This is a genomic window from Streptomyces sp. NPDC054834, from assembly GCF_053611185.1.
Window position 1 is genome coordinate 80251 of the sequence record NZ_JBSGZV010000035.1, and the last position, 22534, is coordinate 102784.

Genomic DNA, 22534 nt, shown 5'->3' on the forward strand with positions numbered 1-22534 from the left:
TCCGGTCGGACACAGCCCGGCTTACGGGCACGGCCCGTCACGACGGTTGCGGCCTCGATCGTGGCCGTCGCGGGACTGATCGCTGCGATGCTCGCGACCCTCCAACCGGCGTCGGCCGCCGGCAACCCCTACCAGCGCGGCCCTGATCCCACCGTGGCAAGCGTCGCCGCCAGCAGCGGCCCCTTCACCACCGCGTCGGTCAGCGTGCCACCTGGCAACGGATTCAACGGCGGCACGATCTACTACCCCACCGACACCAGTCTGGGCACCTGGGGTGCCGTCGCGATCGTCCCCGGCTACACCGCCCGTTTCGCCGACGAAGAAGCATGGATGGGGCCATGGTTGTCGTCCTTCGGTTTCATCGTGATCGGCGTCGAGACCAACAGCCGCACCGACTACGACACCGCCCGCGGCACCCAGCTGCTGGCAGCGTTGGACTACCTCACCCAGCGAAGCCCCGTGCGTGACCGGGTCGACCCCGACCGGCTCGCGGTCATCGGCCACTCGATGGGCGGCGGCGGGGTCGTCAGCGCCTCCGAACGACGGCCGTCACTGAAAGCCGCCATCGCCCTCGCGCCCTTCTCCCCCTCACAGAACCTGACCACCGATCTGGTACCCACCATGGTCATCGGCGGGCAGAAAGACACGGTTGTCACCCCCTCCTACCTCGACGGCCTGTACGCCACCATGCCCGCCGCCACGCAAAGCGCCTTCCTCCAGATCGCCGGAGCCGACCACGTCTACTACACCCACCCCAACAACACCGAGATGAAGGTCCTGATCCCCTGGCTCAAGACCTTCGTCGACGACGACACCCGCTACACCCAGTTCCTCTGCCCGGCCCTGGCCGACCCCGCCGGCATCTCGACCTATCACAGCAAGTGCCCGTACGTACCTCCGCACACCACACCGCCCAGCGGTACGGGTGCGCTGCGTGCGGTGGGTGCGGGCAGGTGTCTGGAGGTGCCGGGCGGATCCACGACGGCGGGTGTACAGACGCAGATCCGGGACTGCACCGGCGCGGCTGACCAGACCTGGTCCCAGACCGCCTCCCACGAGCTCACCGTCCACTCCGGCGGCAGCCGACTGTGCCTGGACGCCTCCGGCCAGGGCACCAGCCCCGGCACCAAGGTCATCACCTGGACCTGCAACGGCCAGACCAACCAGCAGTGGACGCTGAACTCCAACGGCACCATCACCAACGCCCGGTCCGGCCTGTGCCTGGACGTCACCGGCGCCGCCACCACCAACGGCACCCCCGTGGAACTGTGGACCTGCAACGGCGGATCCAACCAGCAATGGTCACTGAGCTGACCTTGTGAGAGACCCGCGCTCGACGCCGGGGCGGCACCCGACCGCCGCCCCGGCAGGTCACCCCGCGCCCGATGGCGAGTCGACTCGCGCGAGGTATCCTTTCGACCCGCGGGCAAGTTCTCGGGGAGCTGCATGAACATCGGGGAGATCGCTCGGCGCGCCGGCGTGTCACGCAGCACGGTGTCTTACGCTCTCAGCGGCAAACGACCCGTCGCGAGCGGCACCCGCAGACGTATCCAGGACGTGATCAACGAATTGGGGTATCGCCCCAACGCGACCGCGAGGGCCCTCAAGGAGGGCCGTACCCGGACGATCGGTCTCGTCATCCCGCCGGCCGGCAACAGGCTCACACACATGCAACTGGACTTCGTTGCCAGCGTGGTCGACGCCGCCGCCCGGGTCGACCTGGATGTGCTGCTGTCCCCTTCCGGCGGGGATCACGACCGCTCCTTCGAGCGGTTGGTCTCGGAGAGCCGCGTGGACGGTGTCATCCTGATGGAGATCCGCCTGGAGGACCCTCGTGTGGGTCGCCTACAGGATGCCGGGCTGCCCTTCGTCGGCATCGGGCACACGGCCGGCGACCAGCAGATGTCCTGGATCGACGTCGATTACGCCGGCTTGGTCCAGCACTGCGTGCGGCACCTCGCCGATCTGGGACACCGCCGAGTGGCTCTGATCACTCGTTCCCCGGAACTCGTCTCCGCCGGTTACGGTCCGGCGCGCAGGGCCAGAGAGGGTTTCGAGGCCGCCGTGGCGGAACGCGGCCTCGACGGCATCGAAGTGCCTTGCGGGGACGACGCCCGCTCAGGTCAGGAATGTATCGAGGCGCTGCTGCACAGCCATCCGGACCTCACCGCTGTCACCACCATCAACGAGGCCGCCCTGCCCGGCATCCAGCGCGCGCTGGCGGACACTGGCCTCCAAGTGCCGTACGACTTCTCCATCACCGGAGTGGCGGCCAAGACCTGGGCCGAGGACTTCCGCCCGCCGCTCACGGCAGCGGACGTACCGGCCCTGGAAATGGGCGAGAAGGCTGTTTCCCTGCTGGTGGAACGCATCGCCGCGCCGGACACCCCGCCTCGGCACATCCTGTTGACCCCCCCGATCTCGCTGCGCTCCAGCACAGCCGCCGCACGCACCGGCCGGCAGGTGTGAGTCAACCGCGCGGCGCGCTGAGTCGGGGGGGGGTACGGCGATCCCGTCCACAAGACGCCCCCGACGCCGACCGTTCCGCAGGCCGAGGGGCGATGTCCCGCCAGGCCTTGATCTCGTCGGCCAAGGCGTCGGCGTAGTCACCGAACGGGGAGACGGCGCTCTGGCGGCGGGCCAGCCCCTGGCGACGCGGCGGCGCAGATCCTCCGGCAGTCGGTGGGCGAGGTCCCGGGCCATCTCGGAGGGCAGGTCCGGGTGGGCGACCAGGACGAGCCGCAGGTTCCTGCCGTTCGTGTCCGCGTCGGGCTGGCTCATACCTCCTCGTCCTGCCGCCGGGCAGGCCTCGGTGATGTCGCGCCTCGCCCCTTCCCCCAGGCCGCCACCACAGGGAGGGCTCCGCTCGTCCCCCCGTTCGGCATCACGCCGCGCCTGCGGGCCGGGGCACCCCTAGCATGCTGACTGTGCGACCCATTCTCCCGAAGATCGAGGGCGGCCGGGTACAGGGCCTCCTGCAGCTCATCGAGGACGGCATCCACCTCCTCGTCGCCGCGCTCCTCGTATTGCTCGCGGGGCTCCTGACCGTCGGGGTCGTCCATGACGTCAGCAGGTCGATCCAGGGGCCGTACCGCGGGGCGCCGGTCGTTCTCTCCGCCCTGGACAACAGCCTTGTGCTGTTCATCGTGGCCGAGCTGCTCCACACCGTCCGCCTCACCATCAGGAACCAGACCCTCGACGCGGAGCCGTTCCTCGTCGTCGGCCTGATTGCCGGCATCCGCAAGGTGCTCATCGTGACGGCCGAGGCGGAGAAGTCCTTCCGGTGGAACGTCGAGGGGATCGAACTTCTCATCCTGGCGGGGCTGATCCTCGTGATGGCGACAGCGGCGTACGTGTGGCGGCGCTCAACGCGGCCGGGAGACTACTTCCCGCTCCAGGAGAGGGGGCGCTCCCCGTCGCCGGCGCCGTCACCCACCCCGGTGCGCGGGCCCTGATCCGTCACCTTCCGCCGCCATGGCCGCCCGCATCCGCCGCTCCTCCCGAGCCGAGCCGACGTCCCGTTCCAGGGGTGTGCGGCTCACGGCCGTCGCAAGGTCCTCCAAGGCCCGCTTCTGCAGTTCCGCTCCGCGCCGCACCACCGGGCTCCGCTCCCCGGCGGCGGCGCCCTCCCACGAGTGGAGCACCTCCTCCACGCGCCCCCAGTCCGGATTCCTGTGCTCCCGCACGTCGACTGCCGCCCGCGCGGTGTCCGCCTCCAGGGCCTCGGCGAACCGCTCCGCCTCGGGGACGAAACGGCTGTCGGCCCGCGGGACGTGGCCCTCCATGAGCATCGCCGCCCGGCCGAACCCCTTGAGCGCCTCCTGCGCCTCCTCCGCCTCGCGCGACGTCAGACCCCTCGGGCGGACCGGTTCCTGCCTTGCCCGGTCGTACGCCTCCTGCCAGGCGGCACGTGCCTCCCTGCTCGCCAGCAGTGCCCTGCGCATGTCGGCGCGACGCTCCCGGGTCGGATCGGCATAGCTGCGGAGCACCGCGGCCGCGTAGCGGCCGTTGGCGGCGAGCCAGTCCGCAAGCCGGCCCGGCAGCCGGGGCGTCTCCCATGCGGGGAACACCACGTACGCCAGCATTGCCAGGGCCCCGCCGAGCAGGGTCAGCACCACCCGCTCCGGGACCGTCTGCTCCCATGCCTGGCCGCCCATACCGAGCAGGAAGACGACGTACGCGGCAGTGAAGCACTGGGAGTAGGCGTAGCCGGTACGGATCAGCGTGTACGACAGGCCCGCCGAGACCACCGCCAGCGCGCCGAACACATGGGCGTCCGGGCCCAGGGTCCGTACCATCCCGGTGGCGAGCGCGACCCCCGCCAGGGTCCCGGCGAGACGGGCCACCGCACGCGCGTACGTCCGGTGGAAGTCCGGCCGCATCACCATCACCGAGGCGATGGGCGCCCAGTAGCCGTGGCCCAGTGGTAGCCGGGCGGCGATCAGATAGCCGAGCGTGGCCACCGCCGCCAGGCGGACGGCGTGCCGGAACACGGGCGAGTCCCTGCAGAGCTCACGGCGGACCGCCCGGACGACGACCGGGACCAGCCGGAACAGTGTCGGGCGCACCAGGAACTGGGCGCCCGCGGGGCCGGGCGGCGTGGGCGTCTTCCCGCGCGCGCCGCCGCTCCTGGCGATCTCCAACGCCTCGCCGAGCAGTTCCACGAGCCGCTCGGCGGCCTGCCGCGCGGGGCCGTCCAGCACCTCGTGCTCCTCGTCGATGCGCAGGACGTCCGTGCTCCCGGGCGGCACCTCGGCGGGAGTGCCGCAGCGGATCGAACGGGCGGCCGCGTCCAGGACGTCGGCGGCCGCGTCGAGCAGCTCCCGCGCGCGGTCCCGCCCGGGTCCCTCCGCCGGGGCGCCGACGACCGGGTCGGCGAGCGCGGCGACGACCGGCCGAATGCGCTCGGCGAGGCCCCGGGGGCCGTGGAGGACAGGGGGACGGGTGCGGGCCTGCGACGGCGTCACAGCGGCCGCGTCCCTGGCCGTCATCAACGGCTCCGGGTCGAACGGGGCGGTCGGGTCGTGCCGCAGCCGGCGGGCGTAGTCCGCAACAGCGGCCAGGGCGTCGGCGAGCGCGTCACGATGCGCCCCCCAACGGCGGATCGGGAACAGCAAGATCAGCACGGCCTGCACCACGCCTCCGAGCGCGATGACCCCGGCGTGTTCCAGGGCTCGCCCGACACTCGTGGGCAGGGTGATGGTCACCAGCATGCTGCCGACCGTCGTCGCCGCGACGATCCCGGCGGTCGATCCGACGGCCCACGCCATCCCCGCGACAAAGGCCCATACGGCCAGCAGCGGGAGGAACGTCACGAGACGCCCCGCGGCCAGGTAGCCCACGAAGGTGCTGAGCGCCAGTCCCGCGCCCGCGCCGAGCGCGATCACCTTGCGTGGACGCCAGGTGCGCTGGAAGGTGGCCCCACCCGCGGAGTAGGCACCGAGGGCGGCGGACGCGGCATACGCAGGGGAGGCCAGCCACAGCGCCGGCCCGATGACGATCGCCACCCCAGCGGCCGTGCGCAGCGCGAGCAGGGGCTCCAGCCGCGTCTCCTCGATCGTGAGCCCGGATCGCACGACCTCCCCGAAGGCCCGCAGCCACGTCACGGGTGTGAGCCTAGCCGGAACACCCTGCCGGGTCGCGCCGGCCGCGCCGCCGCCTCCTGGCGGCGCGGCGCTCGGCGGGCGCGCGATCCCGGGCCGATCTACACTCACAAACCCGCACCCTCGCGTACATTGGCGAGCCCGCCCGGCCACCGCCGAGCTGTATCAGCCCGAATACGGCGCTCCGGGACCGCCCACACTGCCCCGCAACCGCCGGGCGGCCCGGCCTCTGACCCCGTTCATCCAGGCCGATACCCGCTTTCACGACGTCGCCTGGCGGCAAGGCACCAAAGGACCTCGCGTTTCGTAGTGGTTGAGGTGCGTCCGTCGGGAAGGGGAGCCTCCCGCACAGCCCAGGAACAGGCTGGCGGCCGCAGCCGCTGGGACGGGTGCTGCCACTGCGGACACTGCTGGTCGAACGGCCCGCAGAAGCCGACGAGCCGGCCGGCTACTGGATGACCGACCTGCCCTCCACCACGCCGATCGCCTACCTCGTGCGGTGGGCGGAGATGCGCTGGCGGATCGAGCATGACCGATCCGTTGGTACGGCGGCCCTCGGGTCCCTCACCGCTTGTGGCCGTTCCCGTGTCCGTTCGGATGCAGGACCACCTTGGTCCAGCCCTCGTCACGGGCGTCGAAGTGCTCGTAGGCGGTGGGGGCCTCGTCCAGGCTGAGTTCGTGGGAGACGACGAAGCTCGGCGTGGCCTTCCCGCCGGCGATCAGATCCCGCAGCGCCCGGTTGTACCTCTTCACCGGCGCCTGCCCGGTGCCCATGTGCTGGCCCTTGAACCACATCATGCCGAAGTCGATCGGGACCTTGCCCTGCGCCTCCAGCTCCCCCTGTGCCTCGGCACCGCCGGGGTCCTCGGGCAGGAACACGCCCACCACACCGATGTCGCCCGTGAACCTGACCGAGTCGATCAGTCCGTTGAGCGTGAGGCTGGCGTCCTCGTGTCCTTCGGGGTCGTGTGCCTGGTAGCCGACGCACTCACAGCCGTTGTCGGCGCCCAGACCGAGGGTGGCCTCCTTGACGACCTCCGCCGGGTTCTGCTCGGCGGTGTTGATCGGGATGGCCCCGATCTCCTCCGCCTTGCGCAGCCGGTCGGGCTGGTAGTCGGCTACCCAAACGCGGCCGGCGCCCTTGAGGAGGGCGGAGTAGGCCGCCATCAGCCCGACGGGACCGGCCCCGAAGACGATTGTCTGGTCGCCAGGTTTGACGTGGGCCATCTCTGTGGCGTGATAACCGGTGGGGAAGATGTCGGCGAGCATCACATAGTCGGTCTGCCGGTCGGCGGCGTCCTCACCCAGACGCAGCGCGTTGAAGTCGCCGTAGGGCACGCGCAGCAGTTCCGCCTGGCCGCCCTGGTAGGGGCCCATGTCGGCGAATCCGTAGGCGGCTCCGGCGAGGGCCGGTTCCGGCTGCATGGTCAGGCAGTAGTTGGTGAGACCCCGCTCGCACTGCTTGCAGAAGCCGCAGGCGATGTTGAAGGGCAGGACCACATACTCGCCGACCTGGACCTTGCGGACGGCCGAGCCGACCTCCACGACCTGGCCCATGTTCTCGTGTCCCAGGGTGCGGCCAGACTCGAACGAGGTGCGGCCCTCGTACATGTGCAGGTCCGAACCGCAGATGTTGGTGGTGGTGATCTTGACGATGATGTCGCAGGGGTGTTCGATCTTCGCGTCCGGTACGTCCTTCACCGTGACCGTTCGCGGACCTTCATATACCGCTGCTTTCATGATTGCTTCCTTCGGTGCCGCGGCGTGACCGCAGCACGGCGGTGATGGAGACGGCGCAGAGAGCCTGACTCCCGGGAGTTCGGGCGACGGGGTCCGTGGCTCTGGCATGCCTCTGGGGGCCGTTCACCCGGATCAAGTGGAACGGTGGTGCCGCCGCCCCGCCAGGCGGAGCCCCGGCGCTCCGGCGGCGTGCCGGCCGGGTCCCCGTCGGCCCCCGACGCGAAACAACCACGCCCCGATCGATCAGCGGAATCTTCGTACCCGGACGACCACCAACCACCGACGAATCTCCGGCTCAGGTCACCAGCTAGTCACCGTCGTCGTCTCGGAGCATGTGGCGACGCTCCTGTTCGCGCTTGGAATAGGCGGCTGCCCGGATCGCCTCGTCGCTCTCCAAGCCTGATCCCAGCGCGCCGCCCACCGTGGCGACCGAAGCGACGAACCAGGCCAACGTCCAGTATTCCGTTGCGTGCAGCGGGGTTCGTGTCATGGAGGCGAACACTTGGTCGTTGAGGATGAACAGCGCCCACACCAAGTTGATGACGATCAAACCCACGTAGCAGACGAGCACCCCCATACCCACGGTCATGACCGTCGAGGCGTTGTAGAGCCTCGCCCTCTGCCTCGCCTCCGGCGAGACCTCTGTTGATCGATCCCACAGCTGTGCGTCTACGATCAGCCAGCCGATCATGAGCCCGACAGACCCGACCATGGCGATCACGAGGCGTGGCGCGCTCAGAGACTCGGCCAGGCTCCAGATGGTGGAGTTCACGGTGGCGACTGCTCCCGTGGCGAGTGCGGCCGCCAGGGCTTTCGACAAGCCCGGCACCAACCGCCACGGCTGGTTGGCGCGGACCATACCGACGAGCACCCTCAGGTAACCGCGCGGCCCACTGACGACGTACCGAAGATCAGCGGTCTCCTCCTCACCGACCGGGCCCGGGTGGATAGGCGTGAGACGACCGGCAAAGGGCCCCAGAAGCGGTTGACTTTGCGGACCCGCCAAGCCAAGCACGGCTTCTTCCACGGCCCGCCGGGCCCTCGTCTGCAGACGCAAGCCCAGCGGAGGAAGAGACAGCAGCGCCAAGCCGTGTTCGTGACTCAGATCCACAACGAGCTTGCGCCCGTGTGAGTGCAGCGGAAGGTCGGTGAGGGCCACGACGATGTCCCAATTCTCCGCTCTTCCGCGGTCCATGATCCGGTGCATCAAGGTGGGCGGGTCATCCGTCCCTGACGTGAAGGGCTCACTGACCACCTCGACGTCGAACCGTCGCCCCTGGCCCGACTTGTCGGCGAGCCGAGTGGGAAGTATCTGGGCCATGCGCCGCGCGATTTCCGTGGGCGCGTCCGGATCCGCCAGGAGAGCTACGACCGTGACGTCCTGAGGCGACACCCGCATGACCGGACCCTTCTCGTCGGCTGCCCCCGCGATCGCAAGTGCCCACAGGATGCCCCCGAGGCAACGTCGACGCCGCGTGACACGCTGGCCCCCGCCAGCGGTTGTTGCGGCAAGGCCAGATCTCCTCGTCCTCCCAGTACAGGGCCTGCTCCCACCAGCGGGCCACGACCGCGTGCGCCACCGCGAACGCCCGCTCCGCGCCACCCCGGCCCGCACCGCACGCCGCGCCCCCTCTTCGGTGTCCGGCCCGGGAGTAACGGCTCGGTCCGCGCCCCCTGCGCGTCGGTCAACGGCGCACCCGGACCAACGATCCGGTGATCCAAACGAAACGGCGTAGGCGTGAGTGGAGCGCTGCTCCCGGACTCCGGCAAAGCCCTTCCACCCGGGAGGATCCAGAACGCCAGCGCGGCACCGCACACGTCCTGCCCGGCGTCCGCGGGCGGTTGCGGCTGCTAGGCGGGATGGTCCGCGTCAACCGGCCCTGGCCGCTTGCGCCCTTTAGGTGGGGCCGCTCCGCGACGCGGTGTTCACCCTGCTGTCGATCCGCACGCCCGTCCGACCACCCGGGCAGTCGGACGCCTGGGCCTGGCAGGGCAATACAGGGAGGCTAATTGGGCCCGCCATGCGCATGCGTTGGCGCGCCCCCGTCGGCCAGGCTGACTGGGAAGCCCAGGGGGCCGGGAGCCACCCCGGCGCCCGCTGCCGGAGGTTGCCGTCATGACCGTGATGTCCATCGCCAGGTTCGAAAGATTCTTCCGCGCGGCCGCCGGGCTGGACGTCGACAAGAACGATCTCAAGCGCTACAGCGACTTCGTCGACGCCAAGCTCTACGATCTGCTGACCGTCGCCCAGGCCACTGCCAAGGCCAACGGGCGCGACATCATCCGGACCTGTGACCTACCGATCACGAAAGGCCTACAGGAGAGCATTCACCACTTCCGGAACATCGACCAGGAAGTGGAACTCAAGCCGATCCTGGAACAGCTCGCCACCCACCCGGCTCTGGACCGCACGCCCGACGAGGAGACCGAGGCGGCCTATCCGGACATCATCGGCGGACTCAGCCTGGCCCTTGCCCAGAGCTTCAAGATCCTCCACCCCGACCTGAAGAACCCCCAGACCCAGCACTGGGACGAGGCCCGAGCCGTCTTCGACCTCCTGCTGTGAGTGGCGACCGGACCAGGCGGTGCAGGCCATGGCCAAACAGCGTCAGCGCGCTCTGCTTCCTCGGCTGCCGCAACGATCCTGCTGGCCCGACGCGGCTGGGCAAACAGCCCTCGGGCGGCTGACGCACCTGGTCGGTGAGTCGGGTCCGGGGAGCGGCTGAGCGACACCATCGCGCAGCGCATGCGTACCAGGCCGATGCACCTGCCCACGGAGATGGTGAGGGCTTTCCTCCCTCCCCGGTCGATCGGCACCGGGCGGGTCGTTTCGACGGCGGTTCTGGAGCCTGCGTACGGACTGGGCGGCGATGCTTTCGACCATGTGTTCACCGAGGACGTTCTGCACGCCACAATCCTTGGCGGCATCGGGCACGATCTGGCGTCCGGACTTGCCACCTCTGTAGCGCTGGCTCGCGGGCACCGTGGACCAGGCGCTGGCGAAGTGGCTTCCGGAGCGGTTCTGCACGGGTGTCTTCACCCAGTTGCACATGCCCGCCGGTGTGCTGCGATGGTGCAACTGCGGCCACCCGCCTCCGTTGCTCATCCGTCGCCACCGCCTGGTCCATAAGGCCTTGGAGCGGCCTCCTGAGCCTCCTTTGGGTCTGCCCGCCAATCTCGCCGGGACCGCCCGTCAGGTGCACGACGTCAGGCTCGAACCCGGTGATCGAATACTGCTCCACGCAGACGGCGTCGTGGAGTCACGCGACGAGGCAGGCGAAGAGTTCGGCCTGGAGCGCTTCACCGACTACATCATCCGGTCGACCGCAGCGGGGCAGAGCGCCCCGGAAGTGCTGCGCCTGCTCATCCATGCCATCCTCGAGCGTGGTATGGCGTCGCTCAGGTGCAGCGCCATACCCGCGCAGGCAGGGCCCTTCGGACAATCAGCACACTCGGCAACCGCCCGCGACCTATTGGTGGGACGGCCGGAGCGCCGCAGCCCTGACGATGGTCGGCAGCTGGGCGCCGAACTGTACGGCCGTCTCGACCGGGAGACGATCCCGGAGCGGGTGCAGCACGGCCCTAAGTGCCGCGTACGACTGCTTGCGCCGTTCCTTGGGCCATTCGAAGGCCTCCTCGACGTCCTTGAGGAGCCGATTGGCCTTGTCCACCATGGTGTCGAACGAGGAGAAACCTGTCTCAACCATTTCCGTGGGCCTTTCGTTCTGGGCGCCTCACGGGCTCAGTCCGCGAGGTCGGCCTTGCCGAACAGGACCGCGTAACTGGAGGGGAGTTGGCTGATGATCTGATTCAGCTCTCCGCCGGTGACAGCGTCGGCAACGGTGGTCAGGACTGCGCTGGCGTCCCACTGCGCCGTACGTGGCCGGGCATGGGTGCGCTCGGCGACCCGGCGGTAGAACTCTTCGATCCCGAAGCTCTGCGCCTGCTTCGGCGTGGCTTGGTCCAGAACTTGTCCCAGCGGGCCGGGCAGCTGGGATGCGAGGTCCTTGACCTCTCCCGGGCTGATCCGTTGGGCCAGCACTTCCAGCACGGCGTTGGTGACGTCCGCGGCTTCGTCCTGGTCGTTGTATTCGCCTCGCTCGCGTACACGGGCGAGGAATCCGTCGTATTTCATCGCTGCCTTCCTTCTGCCCGCTCCGGTCACCGCTGGACATGGGGGTCGCTCGGTGCGCCTTCGGGCCGGCCGGGTCCGTCCGCCGGCGCGTAGCTGCCGCTCGCAAGGCCCTTGGCCCGGGACTCCCGCACGGACTCACGCAGGGCACGGCGGAAGCGTCCGGGGCCCAGGAACGGCCGTCCACTGCCTGTTCGAGTCGGTCGCGGCGCGTCGGGCCGGCTTCTTGGAGCGCGTCGGTGATCTGTTCGATCTCGTCGTCGAGGCCTTGTTCGGCCATGGCGGACGTACGGCTTGCCGTGCCCGCGGTGCCGGCCATCCCCGGCGAGTTCAGGGTACTGCCCGGTCCGGTGCCCGGGCGGTAGCGGCGGGCTCCGGCGCGCTCCCGCTCCCGGCGGCGTGCGGCGCTGGCAGCCGACCTCGGCCGGCGGCTGGCCTTCGGGTGCGGAGTGGAGGGAAGCAAGCGATATCCGACGGCTCAGGACGCCGAGCGTTACGCACGGGTATTCGACCGCGAGGACCAGGCGGACATGGGGCGGCGAGCACCGCTGGGCCTGCTCCCCCTTCGGCTGCTGCGCGCCTGGTGTCTGCGGCGTCGAAAGGAAGCCGTTGGAGAGCCACGTGCCGCGTCTCCGCCGCCGTGAGGGGTTGTGATACGGGACGTCGTTCATGAGTCACCCGGGTGTCGAGCCTCGCCGGCCCGGCCGCGGTGCCGGACGTGTGTCCGGAACCGCGGCGTTCGCGTCTCAGGCGCTGCTCTCGGTGCTTTCACTCGTCTCGCTGATCTCGATGTGCCGGGGCTTTGCGACCTCGGCCTTGGGGACGGTGATGGTAAGCACCCCGTCCGACATCTGCGCATTGATCTTTTCGGTGTCGAGCTCTCCGGGCAGCCGCAGCCGGTACTCGAAGGCTCCGGTGCGGCGGGTGCTCCGGCGCAGGACGCCTTTGCGTTCCTTCTCCTTGATCTCTCCGGTGACCACCAACTCCTGGCCGTTCGCTTCGACGTTGATGTCCTTGCTCTTCACGCCGGGGAGTTCGATCTCGACGTGGAAGGCGTCGTCGGACTCCGTGACATCCGCCAGGGGTGTCCACGCGACTGCGGGCGCCGCGCCTCCCACCGTGGATTCGATCAGTCCGCTCATCTCGCTGAGCAGTTGATCGAACTCGGTCAGCGGATTGCGTGCCCAGCCAAGGGGCCTGTCCTGCATTGCGCCACCGCGGGGGCGCCGGACGGGCGTGGTCATTCCCATCGCCTCCTTCTCCTTCTCGTGATCTCGTCGCCCGCTGGGTGTCATGCGAGCCAAGCGGACTCCTTCGGACGGGTGTGCGGGGAGCTGTCGGTGCCGCCGGGCGCGGCCGTTTGGCCCAGGTAGCGGTGCACGAAGTGGATGCTCATCGCGCCTTCGCCGACCGCGGAGGCCACGCGTTTCACCGAGCCGCTGCGGACGTCGCCGGCGGCGAAGACGCCAGGCAGACTGGTCTCCAACGTCAGGCAGTCGCGGCCCTGGCTCTGCCACAGTTCGGGAACGGAGCAGGCCTGCGCCTCCGCTCCGGTGAGCACGAAGCCGCGTGCGTCGAGGGCGAGCGCGCCGGACAGCCACTCGGTGTGGGGGTCGGCGCCGGTGAAGACGAACAGGGCCCGCACCGCGAGGTGGCGGTGCTCGCCCGTACGGTGGTCGACCACGGTGACCGCCTCCAGCACCTTGTCGCCGAGTGCCTCGGTCATCTCGGTGTGCAGCAGCACGCGCACCCGCGGGTGCCGCTCGATCTGATCGATCAGGTAGCGGGACATGTGCGCCTCGAGGCTCGGCCCACGGACGAGCAGATACACCTGCGGTGCGTACCCGGCCAGGAAGAGCACGGCCTGCCCCGCGGAGTTGCCGCCGCCGATCACCGCCACCGGGTCGGTACGGCACTGCTGCGCCTCGTAGACGGTCGCCGAGTAGTGGACGCTCGTGCCCTCCAACGGCTCGATGCCGGGCACATGGAGGCGGCGGTAGCGGGCGCCGGTGGCCAGGACGACGGTACGGGCGGTGATCTCGCTGCCGTCGGCGAACCCGACGGCGTAGTGGCCGTCACGCCGTTCGAGCCGGGACGCCTCCGCCGGGACGCTGATCCGAGCGCCGAACTTGCCCGCCTGGAGCACAGCGCGCTCGGTGAGTTCGGCGCCGGAGATGCCGGAGGGGAAGCCGAAGCAGTTGTCGATGCGGGAGGACGTCCCGGCCTGGCCGCCGGTGGCCAGCGCCTCGACCACGGTCGTGTCGAGGCCCTCCGAGGCGGCGTTCACCGCGGCGGCGAGACCGGCCGGACCGGAGCCGACGATAAGGAGATCGCCGCGGCCGTTGCCCGACGGCAGGGGCGGCAGACCGATGAGCCGGGCCAGTTCGGCGTTGCTCGGATTGCGCAGCAGGGTCGTGTCCCGCCAGATCACCAGCGGCGTCTCCTCCGGACCGACCGCGAAGCGGCGCAGCAGCGCCTCGGCCTCCTCGTCCGTCTCCAGATCGATCCAGCGGTGCGGCAGCCGGTTGCGGGCGGCGAACTCGCGCAGCCGCCGGGTGTCGGGCGAGTAGCGCGAGCCGATGATGCGGAAACCGGCGCCCTGCCCGACGAGCAGGGCACGGCGGCCCAGGCAGGCGCGCAGCACCACATCACCAAGGAGGGAGTCCCGGGTCACCAGGTCACGCAGCTGATCCATGGACAGGGCGAGAATCTCGCCGGGGTCCCTGACCACGGCGGTGTAGAAGGCCACCTGTCCGTTCAGGAGGCCGAGTTCGCCGATGAAGCGGCCAGGGCCGTGCACACGTAGCAGGTGTTCATCGGGCGTGCCGTAGCCCTCGACGATGGCGACCGAACCACTGAGGACGACGTAGAACACCTCGCACCGCTCCCCCTCCCGGATCAGGACGTCACCGGCGTCAACCGCGCGCCGCCGGCCATGCTGCGCCAGACGGGCCATCTGGTCGTCCGACAGACGGGGATAGGCGCCGTAGATGTCGGGGGTCTCGAAGGGGACGCTCTCCTCCGCCTCGTCCGGCACAGGCGCTGCGCCGGGCCGCGTCTCGTCGCCGGGCATCACACGAACGCCTCATGGGCGAAGCACCACCGCCAGTCCTCGCCGGGCTCCAGCGACGCCACGATCGGATGGCCGTCGGCGGCGGCGTGACGGCGGGCGTGCCGGTTCGGCGAGGAATCGCAGCAGCCGACGTGGCCGCAGGTCAGGCAGAGCCTGAGGTGGACCCAGGGGGAATGCGTGGCCAGGCATTCCTCGCACCCCGGGGCGCTTGGGGTGACGGGGCGTACGAGGGCGAGGTGGGGGTCGGTTCGTATGGTCATGGCCGATCATCCCTTCCCGGCCGGTGCGCGGCCCGCGATCGACTGCTCCACCCACCGCCGCAGGGCAGGGGCAGGTGCGGCACCCGCCTGCCGGGCGATGGTCTGTCCTTTGTCGAGGATCAGCAGCGTCGGTACGGCCTGGACCTCGAACCGCCGCGCCAGGCGCGGGTTCTTGTCGATGTCGACCTTGACCAGCTTGATCGTTCCCGCGAGATCGGCGGCGACCTTCTCCAGCGCGGGGCTCACCATGCGGCAGGGGCCGCACCAGGTGGCCCACAGGTCGACGACGACGGGCACGGTGGCCTGCTCGACGACCTCGGTGAAGTCGTCGTCGCCCGCGTCGGCCATCCACGGCAGAGGCTGCTTGCAGTTGCCGCACCTGGGGCGGCCCTCGGCGGCCACGGGTACCCGGTTGGTGCGCCCGCAGTGTGGGCAGGCGACGCTGGTGGCTTGCACGGTACTCATGCCGCCCTCGCTCCCTTCACGTCCTCGGGCTGGTCGTAGGTGACCACGAGTTCTCCGTGCTCGGCGTCGACGCGGACCGTCGCTCCGTCCTGGACGTCGCCGCGCAGCAGGGCACGCCCGACCAGGGTCTCGACCTCGTGGGAGATGTAACGCCGCAGCGGCCGGGCCCCGTACACCGGGTCGTAGCCCTGGTGGGCGATCAACTCGCGTGCCGCGTCGGTGAGTTCGACGGTGATGCGGCGCTCGGCGAGGCGGCGGCGCAGTTCGTCGAACTGCAGCTCCACGATGCGCTCGATCTGCCGCTCACCGAGCGGCTTGAACAGCACGATGTCGTCGACGCGGTTGAGGAACTCCGGGCGGAAGTGCCCGCGCAGCTCGCCCATCACCAGGGCGCGGGCGTCCGGCTTGATCTCACCCTCGGCGGTGGCGCCGTCGAGGAGGTGCTCGGAGCCGATGTTGGACGTCATGATGATCACGGTGTTGCGGAAGTCGACGGTGCGGCCCTGAGCATCGGTGATGCGGCCGTCGTCGAGGACCTGAAGCAGGGTGTTGAAGACATCGGTGTGCGCCTTCTCGATCTCGTCGAACAGCACAACCGAGTACGGCTTGCGGCGTACGGCCTCGGTGAGCTGGCCGCCTTCCTCGTAGCCGACGTATCCGGGCGGTGCGCCCATGAGCCGGCTGACGGTGTGCCGCTCCTGGTACTCGCTCATGTCGAGGCGGACCATGTTCTCCTCGGAGTCGAACAGGGCCCGGGCCAGGGTCTTGGCCAGCTCGGTCTTCCCGACGCCGGTGGGGCCGAGGAAGATGAACGAGCCGATGGGGCGGCGAGGGTCGCGGATGCCGGAGCGGGCGCGGATGATGGCGTCGGCGACGAGCTTGACGGCCTCGTCCTGGCCGATGACGCGCTCGCGCAGGATCTCGTCGAGGCGCAGCAGTTTCTCGCGTTCGCCCTCCTGGAGGCGGGAGACGGGGATGCCGGTCCAGGCGGCGACGATCTCGGCGATCTCCTCCTCGGTGACGACCTCGCGCAGCAGCCGGTTCTGCCCTTGTTTGGCGGCCAGTTGCTCCTCCTCTGCGGCGAGTCGGCGCTCCAGGTCCTGGAGGCGGCCGTAGCGGAGTTCGGCGGCGCGGTTGAGGTCGTAGGCGCGTTCGGCCTCCTCCGCCTCGTGGCGGACCTGCTCCAGTTCCTGCCGCAGTTCCTGCACGCGGCGGATCGCCTGGCGTTCGGCCTCCCACTGGGCGTGTTTGGCGTCGGCCTCGCCGCGCAGGTCGGCCAGTTCCTTGCGCAGTTCCTCCAGGCGGGTCTTGCTGGCGGGGTCGGTCTCCTTGGACAGGGCGGCTTCCTCGATCTCCAGGCGGGTGACGCGGCGGGTGATCTCGTCGAGTTCGGCGGGCATCGAGTCGATCTCGGTACGCAGCCGGGCGCACGCCTCGTCGACGAGGTCGATGGCCTTGTCGGGCAGGAACCGGTCGGTGATGTATCGGTGGCTGAGGGTGGCCGCGGAGACCAGCGCGGTGTCCTGGATCTTCACGCCGTGGAAGACCTCCAGGCGTTCGCGCAGTCCGCGCAGGATGGAGATGGTGTCCTCCACGCTCGGCTCGTCGACCAGGACCTGCTGGAAGCGGCGTTCGAGGGCCGCGTCCTTCTCGATGTGCTTGCGGTACTCGTCGAGGGTGGTCGCGCCGATCATGTGGAGTTCGCCGCGCGCGAGCATGGGCTTGAGCATGTTGCCCGCGTCCATGGCCCCTTCGGCGGCGCCCGCGCCGACGACGGTGTGCAGTTCGTCGACGAAGAGCAGGATGCGTCCCTGGGCGGCCTTGACCTCGCTGAGCACGGCCTTGAGGCGTTCCTCGAACTCGCCGCGGTACTTGGCGCCGGCGACCAGGGAGCCCATGTCGAGGGCGAACACCGTCTTGTCGCGCAGTCCTTCGGGGACGTCGCCGCGGACGATGCGCTGGGCCAGGCCCTCGACGATGGCGGTCTTGCCGACGCCGGGGTCGCCGATGAGAACGGGGTTGTTCTTGGTCTTGCGGCTGAGGATCTGGGTGACGCGGCGGATCTCCGCGTCACGGCCGATGACCGGGTCCAGCCGCCCGGAGCGGGCCTCGAGGACCAGGTCGCGACCGTACTTCTCCAGAGCCTCGTAGGCCACTTCGGGGTTGGCGGAGGTGACGCGCTGGTTGCCGCGGACCTGGGTGAGCGCGCTCAGGAACGAGTCCCTGGTGATGCCGGCCTCCTTGAGCAGGCGCCCGGCGGCGGTGGACGACCCCTCCTCGGCCAGGGCGAGCAGGAGGTGCTCCACGGACACGTACTCGTCCTTGAGGCGTTTGGCCTCCCGCTCGGCGGCATCGAGCAGGCGGGCGAGGCGCTGAGTGACGAAGACCTGGCCGGGCGCGGCGCCGGGGCCGGTGACCTTCGGGCGGCGAGAGAGTTCCTCGCGCACGGCGGCGCGCAGTTCCTTCGGCTCGTTGCCGGCCTGTTGCAGCAACCGCGGGATCAGACCGTCCTCCTGATCGAGAAGTGCGAGCAGCAGGTGTTCCCCGTCGACCTCGGTGTGCCCCATGCGGACGGCCGCGGTCTGGGCCTCCTGGAGGGCTTCCTGGGACTTCTGGGTGAGACGGTTCATGTCCATGGGGGTGTTTCACTCCTCGTGCCGCGCCCGCGCAGGGCGGCTTCGAGCAGGCTGATGCGGTCGAGCAGGTCGAGCACCAGGCCGATGGATGCGTAGTTGAGGCAGAGTCCGAAGCGCAGCCGCTGGATGCGGGCGAGGACCGCCGGGGCCGTGGGGTCGAACACCAGGTGCCCCGCGGCGTCGCGCTCGGCGTCGACCAGGCCGAGGGCGACGAACCGGCGGATCAGATCGGGGTGGAGGCCCGAGCGACGGGCCACGGCGTCCAGGGAGAGCCTGGGGGCGGGCACGAGCGCGTATCGGACAGCCGTCGAGGCGGTCACGTCGGCGCCCGTCCGTACCGCACGGTCGCCCACGCCGGCCCGGCCGGTGCCTGCCGCTCCCGCGGATCGGTCGTTCATCACGTCCTCCTGGGGTCGAACGAGGAGGTGGCGGCGAGCTCCTCGAACAGTTCGCGCTCCCGGTCGCTGAGGGTGGGCGGCACCATGACGCGGAGTTCGGCGTACAGGTCGCCGTTCGCGCCGCGCGGGTTCGGCATGCCCTCGCCGCGCAGCCGCAGCCGCCGGCCGCTGGACGAGCCCGCGGGCACCGTGACCTTGGCCGTGCCGCCGCCGGGGGTGGGCACCGGCACGGTCGCACCCAGGGCCGCCTCCCAGGGGGCGACCGGGACCTGGACGTGCACGTCGCGGCCGTCCAGCCGGAACCGCGGGTGGGGCTGGATGCGCACCCGCAGATACAGGTCGCCTCCGGGGGCGTCACCACTGCCCCGGCCGCCCTCGCCCGCCAGCCGGATGCGCTGCCCGTCGGTGACGCCCGGCGGCACGTCGACCTCGTACCGCCGCGGCTGCCCGGTGGGACCGGCGAGCGTCACGGTACGACGGCCGCCCCTGTACGCCTCCTCGACGGTGAGCGGCAGTTCGGCCTCCTGGTCCGCTCCGGGGACGCCCCCTGGGGCGGCGCCGGCTCCGAACATGGAGCCGAACAGGTCCTCGATGTCGATGCCCTCCGCACCGAAGCCGTCACCGAAGCCGGTGGTGTACCGGACACGGGGGCCGCCCGCGCCCGCGGTCCTCCGAGCGCGGAACCCACCGCCCGCTCCGGCCGCGACCCGTTCGTCGAAGTCCTCGGGGATCTTTCGGAAGTCCTCGCCGAAGCGGTCGTAGCGGGCCCGGGTCTTCGGATCCGACAGGACGCTGTATGCCTCGTTGAGGTCCTTGAAGCGTTCCTCCGCCTCGGGGTCCTTGTTGACGTCGGGGTGGTACTTGCGGGCAAGCTTGCGATATGCCTGCTGGATCTCGTCCTGGCTCGCGGTCCGCGACACGCCCAGCACCTCGTAGAAGTCCCGTGCCATGGCCGGTCACTCCCGCTTCGCGACAGTCACGGAGGCCGGCCTGAGCTGCCGCTCGCCGTCCCCGTAGCCGGGGCGCAGCACCTCGACGACGGTGCCCGGTGCAGCGTCGGGATCCTGGACGACGCCGACCACCTCATGCCGGGCCGGGTCGAAGGCGACGCCGGTCTCCGCGTGCCGCGGGTAGCCGAGGAGTTCGAGGACGTTCACCGCCTGGTCGCGGACCGCCCGGACCCCCTCCACGATCGCGCCCGGATCGGCGCCGGCGTGGGTCAGGGCGAGTTCGAGGTTGTCGAGGACGGGCAGGAAGGCGGCCGCCGTGCGGGACCGCTCGACCGCCCGTTCCCGCTCCAGTTCCCTGGCGTGCCGCTTTCGAAGGTTGTCGAGGTCGGCGAGCGCGCGCCGCCAGCGGTCCTCCAGTTCCTGGATAGCGGTCGTGTACTCGTCCTCGGCAGACGCGGGGCCGGCGGCGTCGGGTCCCGGCTCGTCGTTCGCTGCTCCCGGCCGGGGCGGCGGGCCCGGTTGGGGCAGATCCCCACGAGGAGGGCGTACGGCGCCTTCCGGAACCGGTCCGACCGGATCAGACGCGGCCCGGTCGGGTTCCTGGGGGTGGCTGGGCATGGCGCACCTCAGTCCTTGTCGAACTCGGCGTCGATCACATCGTCGTCACCGCCACCGCCGCTCGTGGGGCCACCGGTGGCGGCGTCCTCGCCCGGACCGCCCGTGGCGGCGGCGCCCTGATGGGCGACCAGCCCGGCGAGCACCTGCTGGAGTTCGGAGGTCAGGGGCCGCACGCGCTCGACGCCCGCCTCTTCCTTGACCGCCGCCCGCGCGTCGGACACGAGCATCTCGGCGCGTGCCTTCTCGTGCGCGGGCGCTGCGTCGCCCAGTTCGGCGAGGCGCTTCTCGACCTGGTACGCGACGGCGTCCAGCTCGTTGCGGGCGTCGACGGCCTCGCGGAGTGCCTGGTCCTGGCCCTGGTTGCGCTCGGCCTCCTGGACCATGCGTTCGACCTCACTGCGGTCCAGGTTGGAGCTCTCGCTGATGGTGATGCCCTGTTCCTTGCCGGTGTCCTTGTCGCGGGCCTTGACGTTGAGGATGCCGTTGGCGTCGATGTCGAAGGTGACCTCGATCTGTGGTTCGCCCCGCGGCGCCGGCCGGATGTCGGTGAGCTGGAACCGGCCGAGCACCCGGTTGTCGGCGGCCCGCTCGCGCTCCCCCTGGAGGACCACCACATCGACGGCCGGCTGGTTGTCCTCGGCGGTGGAGAAGGTCTCGCTGCGGCGCACCGGGATGGTGGTGTTCCGCTCGATGATCTTCGTCATCACTCCGCCGCGCGTCTCCACGCCCAGCGACAAGGGCGTGACGTCGAGCAGCAGGACGTCCTTGACCTCGCCCTTGAGCACCCCGGCCTGGATCGCGGCACCCAGGGCCACGACCTCATCGGGGTTGACGGTCATGTTGGGGTCCTTGCCGCCGGTCAGTCGCCGGACCAGAGCCTGGACCGCCGGGATACGTGTGGAGCCGCCTACGAGGATGACCTCGTCGATGTCGCTCTCGCCGACCTTGGCGTCGGCCATTGCCTGCTGGACCGGTCCCAGGCAGCGCTCCACCAGGTCGCCGGTGATCTGCTCGAACGTGGACCGCATGATCGAGTCGGTGAGGTGCTTGGGGCCCGAGGCGTCGGCGGTGATGAACGGCAGGCTGACCTGCGTCTGCGTCACCGAACTCAGCTCGGTCTTGGCCTTCTCCGCCGCCTCGAACAGTCGTTGCAGCGCCTGCGGGTCCTTGCGCAGGTCGATGCCGTTCTCCTTCTGGAAGTCGTCCGCGAGGTAATCCACCAGACGCCGGTCGAAGTCATCGCCGCCCAGATGGCTGTCGCCGGCGGTGGAGCGCACCTCCACCACGCCGTCGCCGACGTCGAGGATGCTGACGTCGAAGGTGCCGCCGCCCAGGTCGAAGACGAGGACGGTCTCGTGCTGCTTCTTGTCCATGCCGTACGCGAGGGCGGCCGCGGTCGGCTCGTTGATGATCCGCAGCACCTCCAGTCCCGCGATCCGTCCGGCGTCCTTGGTGGCGGTGCGCTGAGCGTCGTTGAAGTAGGCGGGCACCGTGATGACCGCCTCCGTGACCCGTTCCCCCAGCTGCTTGGAGGCGTCGTCGGCGAGTTTGCGCAGCACCTGTGCGCTGATCTCCTCAGGCGCATACAGCTTGTCGCGCACCTTGAAACGGGCCTCACCGTTGTCTCCCGCGACGACGTCGTAAGCGACGGCCTTGGCCTCGTCGGAGATCTCATCGAAGTGCCGGCCGATGAACCGCTTGGCCGAGTAGATGGTGCCCTTGGGGTTGAGGATCGCCTGGCGCCGGGCCAGCTGGCCCACCAGTCGCTCACCGGTGTCGGTGAAGGCCACCACGGACGGCGTCGTGCGGTTGCCCTCGCTGTTGGGCACGACGGACGGCTCGCCGCCCTCCCACACGGCGATCACCGAGTTGGTGGTGCCCAGGTCGATGCCCACTGCCTTGGCCATGAGGAACTCCTCCCGGTACGGCGGCCTGCGCCGACTCTCCGGATCACGTTCGTTCAGGTGCGGGTGCGACCTCCGCCGGTGGTCCGCAGCCCGCCGATCAGCCGTACGGCCTCGTCGGCGACCTCCTCGTCCACAACGACCTCGTACCGGCTCGGCTGCATCGAGCGGAGCGAGGCGAAATCCCGGCGACCGCCCTGCAGGGCGTGCAGCAGCATGCCGAACAGAGCGCCTACGATCGCTCCGAAGATCAACCCGTACAGAGCGAGGAGCAGGGCGGAGACGACGGGGTCGAGCCAGTTCACAAGGCCGAACAGCCAGCCGATCAGGACACCGGGGAGCGCACCGCTCGCCGCTCCGTGAAGGGCGGCCCTGCCGTAGTCCATCCTGCCGATCACCTGCTCGACCAGGCGCACGTCCTGGCCGATGATCGCCACCCTCTCCACGGGAAACCCATGGTCAGAGAGGTGGTCAACGGCGCGTTCCGCTTCCCGGTAGGTCTTGTACGAGGCAACCGGCCTGCGATGCTGCTCGGTCATCGCCCAGCCCTTCCTGCCAGTGCGCACGGAGGTCTCGAGCACTCCCCAGGGTGGCGAGCCGAGTGGCTCCACGCCTGCGCCTGGCGAGTCAAAAATGCACAGGTCCGGTCGCCCCACGAGTACTAGGGCCTGTGTGACGTTGTGATCAGCCAGTTGCCTTCAGCAGGTCGTTGATCCAGATCATTGAGGCACGGAGGTGGAGGCCGGCGAGGTAGC

The 22534-nt window shown here is 70.1% G+C and carries 19 protein-coding genes and 1 pseudogene; 5 read left to right on the top strand and 15 right to left on the bottom strand.

Annotation, left to right across the window (positions count from 1 at the left end):
* Nucleotides 1–60: 60 nt before the first annotated feature.
* The 3 genes from ACWGJM_RS34730 to ACWGJM_RS34740 all read left to right on the top strand — a co-directional run bounded on the left by ACWGJM_RS34730 (nucleotide 61) and on the right by ACWGJM_RS34740 (nucleotide 3455).
* Nucleotides 61–1314, top strand: a complete 1254-nt coding sequence (locus tag ACWGJM_RS34730) for a poly(ethylene terephthalate) hydrolase family protein (protein ID WP_453415734.1) — start codon at nucleotides 61–63, stop codon at nucleotides 1312–1314.
* Nucleotides 1315–1446: 132 nt separating this feature from the next.
* Entirely contained in the window at nucleotides 1447–2469 is a 1023-nt protein-coding gene (locus tag ACWGJM_RS34735) for a LacI family DNA-binding transcriptional regulator (RefSeq protein WP_453415735.1), read from the top strand.
* A 449-nt stretch (nucleotides 2470–2918) separates the two neighbouring features.
* Nucleotides 2919–3455, top strand: a complete 537-nt coding sequence (locus tag ACWGJM_RS34740) for a phosphate-starvation-inducible PsiE family protein (protein WP_453415736.1) — start codon at nucleotides 2919–2921, stop codon at nucleotides 3453–3455.
* Here the strand turns inward: ACWGJM_RS34740 and ACWGJM_RS34745 are convergent.
* The 3 genes from ACWGJM_RS34745 to ACWGJM_RS34755 form a co-directional block, all read right to left on the bottom strand.
* Nucleotides 3429–5606, bottom strand: coding sequence for an FUSC family protein (locus ACWGJM_RS34745; protein WP_453415737.1), 2178 nt, complete (start codon nucleotides 5604–5606; stop codon nucleotides 3429–3431). The two genes, ACWGJM_RS34740 and ACWGJM_RS34745, sit on opposite strands and share 27 nt — an antisense overlap.
* A gap of 561 nt (nucleotides 5607–6167) precedes the next feature.
* Nucleotides 6168–7343 carry a glutathione-independent formaldehyde dehydrogenase gene (locus ACWGJM_RS34750; RefSeq protein ID WP_453415738.1) on the bottom strand — a complete coding sequence of 392 codons (1176 nt, stop codon included), beginning with the start codon at nucleotides 7341–7343 and terminating at the stop codon, nucleotides 6168–6170.
* Between the two features lie 307 nt (nucleotides 7344–7650).
* Complete coding sequence (locus tag ACWGJM_RS34755) at nucleotides 7651–8742, bottom strand: hypothetical protein (protein WP_453415739.1); 1092 nt, start codon at nucleotides 8740–8742, stop codon at nucleotides 7651–7653.
* Between the two features lie 717 nt (nucleotides 8743–9459).
* Here ACWGJM_RS34755 and ACWGJM_RS34760 point away from each other — a divergent pair.
* Nucleotides 9460–9909 (top strand): DUF1931 family protein, encoded by a 450-nt coding sequence (locus ACWGJM_RS34760; protein WP_453415740.1) that lies wholly within the window; start codon nucleotides 9460–9462, stop codon nucleotides 9907–9909.
* Between the two features lie 153 nt (nucleotides 9910–10062).
* Nucleotides 10063–10726: pseudogene (locus ACWGJM_RS34765) on the top strand (PP2C family protein-serine/threonine phosphatase); the annotation flags it as partial.
* A gap of 87 nt (nucleotides 10727–10813) precedes the next feature.
* Here the strand turns inward: ACWGJM_RS34765 and ACWGJM_RS34770 are convergent.
* The 12 genes from ACWGJM_RS34770 to ACWGJM_RS34825 form a co-directional block, all read right to left on the bottom strand.
* Nucleotides 10814–11050, bottom strand: a complete 237-nt coding sequence (locus tag ACWGJM_RS34770) for a DUF2267 domain-containing protein (RefSeq protein WP_453415741.1) — start codon at nucleotides 11048–11050, stop codon at nucleotides 10814–10816.
* 35 nt (nucleotides 11051–11085) lie between these two features.
* A complete protein-coding gene (locus ACWGJM_RS34775) occupies nucleotides 11086–11478 on the bottom strand; it encodes a DUF2267 domain-containing protein (protein WP_453415742.1) in 393 nt (130 codons plus the stop codon).
* Between the two features lie 743 nt (nucleotides 11479–12221).
* Entirely contained in the window at nucleotides 12222–12719 is a 498-nt protein-coding gene (locus tag ACWGJM_RS34780) for an Hsp20/alpha crystallin family protein (RefSeq protein ID WP_453415743.1), read from the bottom strand.
* Between the two features lie 47 nt (nucleotides 12720–12766).
* Nucleotides 12767–14548: an FAD-dependent oxidoreductase gene (locus ACWGJM_RS34785; RefSeq protein ID WP_453415744.1), complete on the bottom strand. Its 1782-nt coding sequence runs from the start codon at nucleotides 14546–14548 to the stop codon at nucleotides 12767–12769.
* Nucleotides 14548–14808, bottom strand: a complete 261-nt coding sequence (locus ACWGJM_RS34790) for a UBP-type zinc finger domain-containing protein (protein ID WP_453415745.1) — start codon at nucleotides 14806–14808, stop codon at nucleotides 14548–14550. The genes ACWGJM_RS34785 and ACWGJM_RS34790 overlap by 1 nt, the downstream gene beginning before the upstream one ends.
* Before the next feature lie 6 nt (nucleotides 14809–14814).
* Nucleotides 14815–15273: a thioredoxin gene (gene trxA, locus ACWGJM_RS34795; RefSeq protein ID WP_453415746.1), complete on the bottom strand. Its 459-nt coding sequence runs from the start codon at nucleotides 15271–15273 to the stop codon at nucleotides 14815–14817.
* Entirely contained in the window at nucleotides 15270–17909 is a 2640-nt protein-coding gene (gene clpB, locus ACWGJM_RS34800) for an ATP-dependent chaperone ClpB (RefSeq protein ID WP_453415747.1), read from the bottom strand. The genes trxA and clpB overlap by 4 nt, the downstream gene beginning before the upstream one ends.
* The gene (locus tag ACWGJM_RS34805; protein WP_453415748.1) at nucleotides 17900–18307 is read right to left on the bottom strand and encodes a chaperone modulator CbpM; all 408 of its coding nucleotides are present in this window, start codon (nucleotides 18305–18307) and stop codon (nucleotides 17900–17902) included. Before ACWGJM_RS34805 ends, clpB begins: the two co-directional genes overlap by 10 nt.
* Entirely contained in the window at nucleotides 18307–19257 is a 951-nt protein-coding gene (locus ACWGJM_RS34810; protein WP_453415749.1) for a DnaJ C-terminal domain-containing protein, read from the bottom strand. The genes ACWGJM_RS34805 and ACWGJM_RS34810 overlap by 1 nt, the downstream gene beginning before the upstream one ends.
* A gap of 6 nt (nucleotides 19258–19263) precedes the next feature.
* Nucleotides 19264–19875: a nucleotide exchange factor GrpE gene (locus ACWGJM_RS34815; RefSeq protein WP_453415750.1), complete on the bottom strand. Its 612-nt coding sequence runs from the start codon at nucleotides 19873–19875 to the stop codon at nucleotides 19264–19266.
* 8 nt (nucleotides 19876–19883) lie between these two features.
* On the bottom strand, nucleotides 19884–21782 hold the full coding sequence (gene dnaK, locus ACWGJM_RS34820) for a molecular chaperone DnaK (protein ID WP_453415751.1): 1899 nt from the start codon (nucleotides 21780–21782) through the stop codon (nucleotides 19884–19886).
* Between the two features lie 53 nt (nucleotides 21783–21835).
* The gene (locus ACWGJM_RS34825; RefSeq protein WP_453415752.1) at nucleotides 21836–22318 is read right to left on the bottom strand and encodes a general stress protein; all 483 of its coding nucleotides are present in this window, start codon (nucleotides 22316–22318) and stop codon (nucleotides 21836–21838) included.
* Nucleotides 22319–22534 lie beyond the last annotated feature (216 nt).

What these genes read in the sequence shown, in the direction of transcription:
- ACWGJM_RS34735 (WP_453415735.1), top strand. Translation starts at nt 1,447, where the DNA reads ATGAACATCGGGGAGATCGCTCGGCGCGCCGGCGTGTCACGCAGCACG.
- ACWGJM_RS34740 (WP_453415736.1), top strand. Translation starts at nt 2,919, where the DNA reads ATGCTGACTGTGCGACCCATTCTCCCGAAGATCGAGGGCGGCCGGGTA.
- ACWGJM_RS34750 (WP_453415738.1), bottom strand. Translation starts at nt 7,343, where the DNA reads ATGAAAGCAGCGGTATATGAAGGTCCGCGAACGGTCACGGTGAAGGAC.
- ACWGJM_RS34755 (WP_453415739.1), bottom strand. Translation starts at nt 8,742, where the DNA reads ATGCGGGTGTCGCCTCAGGACGTCACGGTCGTAGCTCTCCTGGCGGAT.
- ACWGJM_RS34760 (WP_453415740.1), top strand. Translation starts at nt 9,460, where the DNA reads ATGACCGTGATGTCCATCGCCAGGTTCGAAAGATTCTTCCGCGCGGCC.
- ACWGJM_RS34770 (WP_453415741.1), bottom strand. Translation starts at nt 11,050, where the DNA reads ATGGTTGAGACAGGTTTCTCCTCGTTCGACACCATGGTGGACAAGGCC.
- ACWGJM_RS34775 (WP_453415742.1), bottom strand. Translation starts at nt 11,478, where the DNA reads ATGAAATACGACGGATTCCTCGCCCGTGTACGCGAGCGAGGCGAATAC.
- ACWGJM_RS34780 (WP_453415743.1), bottom strand. Translation starts at nt 12,719, where the DNA reads ATGACCACGCCCGTCCGGCGCCCCCGCGGTGGCGCAATGCAGGACAGG.
- ACWGJM_RS34785 (WP_453415744.1), bottom strand. Translation starts at nt 14,548, where the DNA reads ATGCCCGGCGACGAGACGCGGCCCGGCGCAGCGCCTGTGCCGGACGAG.
- ACWGJM_RS34790 (WP_453415745.1), bottom strand. Translation starts at nt 14,808, where the DNA reads ATGACCATACGAACCGACCCCCACCTCGCCCTCGTACGCCCCGTCACC.
- trxA (WP_453415746.1), bottom strand. Translation starts at nt 15,273, where the DNA reads ATGAGTACCGTGCAAGCCACCAGCGTCGCCTGCCCACACTGCGGGCGC.
- clpB (WP_453415747.1), bottom strand. Translation starts at nt 17,909, where the DNA reads ATGGACATGAACCGTCTCACCCAGAAGTCCCAGGAAGCCCTCCAGGAG.
- ACWGJM_RS34805 (WP_453415748.1), bottom strand. Translation starts at nt 18,307, where the DNA reads ATGAACGACCGATCCGCGGGAGCGGCAGGCACCGGCCGGGCCGGCGTG.
- ACWGJM_RS34810 (WP_453415749.1), bottom strand. Translation starts at nt 19,257, where the DNA reads ATGGCACGGGACTTCTACGAGGTGCTGGGCGTGTCGCGGACCGCGAGC.
- ACWGJM_RS34815 (WP_453415750.1), bottom strand. Translation starts at nt 19,875, where the DNA reads ATGCCCAGCCACCCCCAGGAACCCGACCGGGCCGCGTCTGATCCGGTC.
- dnaK (WP_453415751.1), bottom strand. Translation starts at nt 21,782, where the DNA reads ATGGCCAAGGCAGTGGGCATCGACCTGGGCACCACCAACTCGGTGATC.
- ACWGJM_RS34825 (WP_453415752.1), bottom strand. Translation starts at nt 22,318, where the DNA reads ATGACCGAGCAGCATCGCAGGCCGGTTGCCTCGTACAAGACCTACCGG.